Origin of the sequence: Thioalkalivibrio sp. (genome assembly GCF_041690275.1) — a bacterium.
Lineage (GTDB): Bacteria > Pseudomonadota > Gammaproteobacteria > Ectothiorhodospirales > Ectothiorhodospiraceae > Thioalkalivibrio.
In genome coordinates this window covers 1-6,013 of the sequence record NZ_JAWLHP010000018.1, presented here as the reverse complement: position 1 = coordinate 6,013, position 6,013 = coordinate 1, and the positions used below count along the sequence as shown (strand labels likewise).

At 65.5% G+C, this 6,013-nt stretch carries 3 protein-coding genes; 1 reads left to right on the top strand and 2 read right to left on the bottom strand.

Annotated features, from left to right (window positions below):
• Nucleotides 1–967: 967 nt before the first annotated feature.
• Together ACESMN_RS04940 and ACESMN_RS04935 are read right to left on the bottom strand one after the other, a co-directional pair.
• Nucleotides 968–3,007, bottom strand: a complete 2,040-nt coding sequence (locus ACESMN_RS04940; protein ID WP_373052484.1) for an HDOD domain-containing protein — start codon at nt 3,005–3,007, stop codon at nt 968–970.
• Between the two features lie 437 nt (nt 3,008–3,444).
• Nucleotides 3,445–4,743 (bottom strand): DEAD/DEAH box helicase, encoded by a 1,299-nt coding sequence (locus tag ACESMN_RS04935; RefSeq protein WP_373052483.1) that lies wholly within the window; start codon nt 4,741–4,743, stop codon nt 3,445–3,447.
• A gap of 215 nt (nt 4,744–4,958) precedes the next feature.
• Between ACESMN_RS04935 and ACESMN_RS04930 the strand changes: the two genes are divergently transcribed.
• Nucleotides 4,959–5,996 carry a CobW family GTP-binding protein gene (locus ACESMN_RS04930; protein WP_373052482.1) on the top strand — a complete coding sequence of 346 codons (1,038 nt, stop codon included), beginning with the start codon at nt 4,959–4,961 and terminating at the stop codon, nt 5,994–5,996.
• Nucleotides 5,997–6,013: the final 17 nt, after the last annotated feature.

The following is a 6,013-nucleotide window of genomic DNA, read 5'->3' as shown; positions in this document are numbered from 1 at the left end:
ATCCGAGCGTGGCATGGGTATGCCGCCACGGGAGGGTGGCATGGGTGCGCCGCCGGCGGGGCGGGGAACGGACATGCCGGGGGACGACGGCATGAATGTCCCGCCGCGAGAGGGCCTGGGTACCCCTGGTCCGAATGACAGGCCCGGCGCCCCCCCGGCGAGGCCTTGATCTTGCCATGTGGGCCGTGTGCCGCCTGGAAGCGCCCAGGGACGCCCGGGCTCTCAGCAAAGCATCAGACATTCCCGACGCCTGCCCGGCAATGGCCTCGGCGCGCTTCGTGACGCCGCTGCTGGCCGGGTCTGGTCTGGTCCCAACAGGAGTTTCAAAATGCGATACATGAAGAAGACACTGGTTCTGCTCGCCGCAGCACCGCTCGCCGTGCTCGTTGGTTGCGCGGAAATGGAAGAGCCACCCCAACCGGCTGATGAACCCGGGATGGAACAGCAGCAACAGGACTGGCTCCCTCCGACGGAGGAAGCTCCACCGCCAGAGGGTGGTATGCGGAATCCGCCTGCGGAGGGCGAGGGCGGTATGGGGACTCCCCGGCCGCGGGAGGGCGACATGCCTGAGCCACCCGACGGCGAAGGTTCCATGGGATCAGAGTCGCCGGAGGGCGCATCCGGCGACCGTTAATCCCGGCGGCCGCAATGCCGGTCCGGCCGCGCGCTTGTTGTCTGGCGTGTGGTCGGCCGGCAGAGCACTCTCGCATCAATCCGCAATATGCAGGATCAGCCCCCGTGCACTGGCATCAGTGGCCCGAATCAGCACAGTGGCGCGGTCGTCTGGCGGCGCCTGGCTGTCCATTTCTCCGGTGCCGCTTCCGCGACAGGCCGAGGGCGGTCACTGTCCTCTGCCAGCCCCGGGTCTCTGAACGGTATGATCGCCGCGAGCAACGTGACCGGCGCGGCGAGGCCGGGCGTCTCCGACGTCCGACACCGCAATGCTCCGAGGGGTTGACCCTGGATCTCAGGAGTCGGTTGCGCGCATTCCCGGGGAATGGGGGAGAAGCAACTGAAAGCGTGTTCCGGATGGACTGCTGCTGCACAGAATGATGGCATCCATGTCATCCACCAGGCGCTTCACGATGTTCAAACCCAGGCCCTGATGCTCCAGGCCCTTGGTCGATTCCACGGGGGAGAAGAGTTTTTCCATGACCTCGGGTGGGAGCCCCGGTCCGTTGTCCTCGACGGTCAACTCGGTATAGCGATGACCGTTCACGTTCACCGGGTCTCTGGTTGCGACACGGATCCGACCACCATTTTTAATGGCTTCGGAAGCGTTCTTCAACAGATTTGTGAGAATCTGGCGAATGTGATCGGAGGGGTGGTTCGTCGGTGGAAGGTCAGGGGATAGTTCCACCTCGATGGCGAGATTTCGGGTCACACCGATCGAGGCCGCGAAGACGTCGGTGACCCGGCCGACCACCTCGTTGAGCGACTCGGGACCCCTCCGCGAAGCCTCGGGACCCTCGCGCATGCGCATCAGGATCCGGCCGACCCTTTCGATCTCTTCCCTGATGATCCCGATTTCGTGTTGCGCGTCATGGTGTTCGCCCAGCTTGAGCCCGAGCATCGCAAGGTAGTTCTGGATGATGCCCAGGGGATTGCCGGCCTCGTGAACCATTTCCCGGACGTGCTGTTCCGTATCCTTCGTCTCGGCAAAACCCGCCGGTGCATCCTGTTCGGCCACCGCTCTGACGATCTGCATCCCCAGGGCCTGCACGAACGCAGCCCTCTTTTCGATTCGTGAAAGCTGTCCGGGTGCAAGACCGAGAACCAGCACCCCGAGGTTCTTCTCGTGACTGGTCAATGGCTGGATCCAGAGTGTCTCTGCCGAACAGAGGCCGAAGATCTGCTGGTCGATGACCGAGAGCCCCGGTCGTTCTGCTGCGGTCACGGAAATCGGGTGGCGGTTCAGCAGGGCATCGGTCACGAGACTTCGCCCCCGCTCCAGCCGCAAAACGAAGGCGGGCTCTTCTGCCTCACCGGTCCAGGCACGGAGATAGGCTGCATCCTCGTCGATCAGGAACAGCAGGGACGTCTCCACTCCAAGCGTGAGAAACACGACCCTCTGCACGGTGGAGTGTTGTCGCTGCGGCCCAACCGGGGCAAATTCCTCTTTCACGTGTTCGAGTTGCTCCAGATCCTGGAGCCGTTCGCCCAGCATGCGTCGATCGTCGTCGATGTCCGCTCCGCCGCCGCCCTCGCATTTGTCGATGTGCAGGACGGCCGCAAGGTGGGCGATCTCGTCCCGGGCCTGGCGGTGCAACTCGCGGGTCAGTCCCTCGTTGAGTCCGAACAGCAGATCGGCCGTCTCCAGAGTCCGGTCGGAGACGGGATCGCTGGTCGCCATGGCGTAGGCGAGGTTGGTCAGCTTCACCAGGTGATGCGCGTCACGGATCCTGCGCGCCGGCTCCAGATGGTAACGAACGGCATCAACCAGGAATGGATCCAGTTCCCAGCCTTCCATCAGTGCGACGGCAGCGGCGACGTGTCTCGGCCCGGCCGGCGTCGCGGTATCGGTTGGACAGGTATCGGGTTCCTCGGGCACTCCGGCGAGCAGACGATCGTATTCTGACTCGACCGCGGTGAGACGGACCAGGCGTCCCACATCGGCGAACAACCCGGCAAGGTAGGCTTCGTGGGGGCGTGGGTAACCCGTGAGGATCGCCAGGGCCTTTCCGAGGCTGGCTGTGGTCAGTGCCGTCCGCCAGAGCCGGTTGAGGAAGCCCTGGCGGCGGGGGCTGAACTGTTCGAAAACCTGCTGCATGGCTGCCGTGATGACCACGGCCTTCACGGTTGGCTGCCCCAGGGCCCGGACGGCGTGTTCGACGGACTCGAAGCGCCTGGGCTTGCCGGGCTCCGAGCGAGCGGCCGCAATGACGCGGCCCGTCAGGCCGACATCCTGAAGAATGACGTTACTGAGGGTCCCCGGGTCGGCGCCTTCGTCCTGCAGCACATCGAGTATGCGTACCAGCACCCGAGGAAGACTTGGAAGTGCGTCCATGATCCCCCCTTGCGCGGGTGGCACTAGCCTTCAGCTTTCGTGGACATTGTTCGGGACGCCGCCATCGGCCGGTGCCTCTGGCGACTGACACTGGACATGGCGGCGCGCAGCCTGGAACGGTAGTCGTGAAGGACCGTGCTCAATGAAACCGCAGCATCCTTGGTGCAGCCCTGTCGGAAACCGCCATGACGATCCGGAAATGATCGCGAACAAGGAGTCAGGTTGTCTTCACGGTATGTCAATTAGCGCAGATCGAGATTCTCTTGGCAATATGCACAAAGATTAATGTGCGCGGTCTCCACGCCTTTCCGCCTTCAATTCGGGGCGCAAATCGGGGCGGGGTAGGCGGGGCATCCCGAGCGGGTGCGTTCACCCGCTCGCGTCGCGATCTCCGTGGTGCCAGACAAGGGACGGGCGTACGCCGCCCGCCCCGGCCATCACGATCGGCCGCCGCGAGGGCGGCCGCCGCCGCGGCCATTCCTCGGGCCGGGACGGCGGTCACCCGAACCAGCGGGACGCCTGTCGAAGCGGGATGCCCGCGACGGCGCCTGGGGAGGAGGCTTGCCGGAGGGCGCCGCGCCGGGCCGGGGCGCCTCGAAGCCCTCGGTCTGGACGCGCTCGATCGGGCGGCGGATCAGCCGCTCGATGCCAGACAGCAGCTTCATCTCCTCGGCATCGACCAGCGACAGTGCAGAGCCGGTGCTGCCCGCGCGGCCCGTGCGGCCGATCCGATGCACGTAGTCCTCGGGCACGTTGGGCAACTCGAAGTTCACCACCTGCGGCAACTGGCCGATGTCCAGGCCGCGGGCAGCGATGTCGGTCGCGACCAGCACGCCGATACGGCGGGTCTTGAACTGGTCCAGTGCCTTCGTGCGCGCCGCCTGGCTCTTGTTGCCGTGGATTGCGGCGGCGGAAATGCCGTCGCTGGAGAGCTTGTCCGCCAGCCGGTTGGCCCCGTGCTTGGTGCGGGTGAACACCAGCACCTGTTCCCAGCGGTGCTTTCGGATCAGGTGGCTGAGGAGATCCCGTTTCTGGTGGCTCTCCACCAGGTGCACGGTCTGTTCCACCAGCTCGGAGGCGGTGTTCCGTGCGGCCACTTCGACGCTCACCGGATTGCTGAGAATACCCGCGGACAGGCGGCGGATCTGGTCGGAGAAGGTCGCCGAGAACAGAAGATTCTGGCGCTTCGCCGGCAGAAGCTTGAGGATCCGCCGGATGTCGTGGATGAAGCCCATGTCCAGCATGCGGTCAGCTTCGTCGAGGACCAGGATCTCGACCCCGGAGAGGTCGACATTCCTCTGGCCCACGTGATCCAGCAGCCGGCCCGGCGTGGCGACGACGATGTCCATGCGGCCCCGCAGCGCCTGGGTCTGCGGATTGATGTTCACGCCGCCGAAGATGACGGTGGAGGGCAGGTCCAGGTACCGGCCGTAGCTCAGCACCGAGGCATGCACCTGCGCCGCGAGTTCGCGGGTCGGGGTGAGCACCAGGCAACGCGGGCGACCGGTGCCGGGCCTGTTCGCCGGGCGTGACGACAGCAGCTGCAGGATGGGCAGGACGAAGCCCGCGGTCTTGCCGGTGCCGGTCTGGGCAGCGGCCAGCAGGTCACGGCCGTTCAGGACCTCGGGAATGGCCTGGGACTGGATGGGAGTGGGCGCGTCGTAGCCGGCATCGGCGAGCGCACGCAACAGGGGATCGACCAGCCCGAGGCCGGCAAACTTGGAAACGAAAGACATGAACAACTCCAACGTCACCCAGCCGTTCCACTGGGGGAGCGGCGCCCATCGAGGCAGACGGAATCCGGGGGATCGGTGAGATCGGATGAACGGACGCTGACGGGCGGAGCGTTCGATGCAATGCAGCATACGGAAAATCAATCGGAAAAGAAACATGTTTCCGATAGTCTGTGATCTTCGCCGTTTGCACTGGCCCACGAAACACGGATACGCAAATGCCCCTGCATCAGGACATCCCCGTGAATCTGATCACCGGCTTTCTCGGAGTCGGCAAGACGACCGCCATCCGATATCTCCTGGGGCAGCGCCCCGAAGGCGCACACTGGGCCGTCCTGGTCAACGAGTTCGGGGAGATCGGCGTTGACGGCGGCCTGCTGGCCGACACCGGCGTGGCGCTGGAGGAGATCCCCGGCGGCTGTCTGTGCTGCGTGTCGGCCCAGATGTTCACCGTCGGGCTGAACCGGCTGATCCGCGCACAGCAGCCGGACCGCATCCTGATCGAGCCCACCGGTCTCGGGCATCCGGCGCAGATCATCCGCACCCTGACCGAACCCCCCTATGCCGGCGTGCTGGACCTGCGGGCGACGGTGACCCTGATGGACGCTCGTCACCTGGGGTCACTGCGGCACCGGGAACACCCGAACTGGCGGGATCAGATCGCGCTGGCCGACATCCTGGTCGCGAACAAGCTCGACCTGTATACAGAGGCGGACCGCGAGGCCCTCCACGACTTTGTGGCCGGCATGCCGAGCCCCCGCCCGCACGCGGTCGAGACCGCCGGGGGCAGGATGGAGCGGGAGTGGCTCGATCGCCCGCGCCTGGATCGTGGCGGTGCCCTTTTTCCCGAGGCCCGCGAGTTTCTGCAGACACAGGCAGTCGGGGCCCATGACCACGACCATGAGCACAAGCACGAGCATTCGCCTGACCCGAAAGCGGGCGACTGGGTAACCATCGATACCCGCGGCGAAGGCTATATCGGGCGCAGCTGGTGGCTTCCCGTGGACAGGAGCCTGGACCATGCCGCCTTGCGGCAACTGGTCGCCAAGTTTTCCGGCGAACGTCTCAAGGGGCTGGTCCATACCGACCGGGGCTGGCAGCAACTGAACCAGGTGGATGGTGTCGGCAAGATCGAGAACCTGCCGCAACCATCAGGGGCGATTCGTCCGCGGATCGAGGCAATCCTGCCTGAGGGAGAGGCGAACGCATTGCAGGCCTTCGATGCGGCCCTGCGCCGGATGGAGCGCACTGCCTGAGCCCGAGAGCCTGGCGG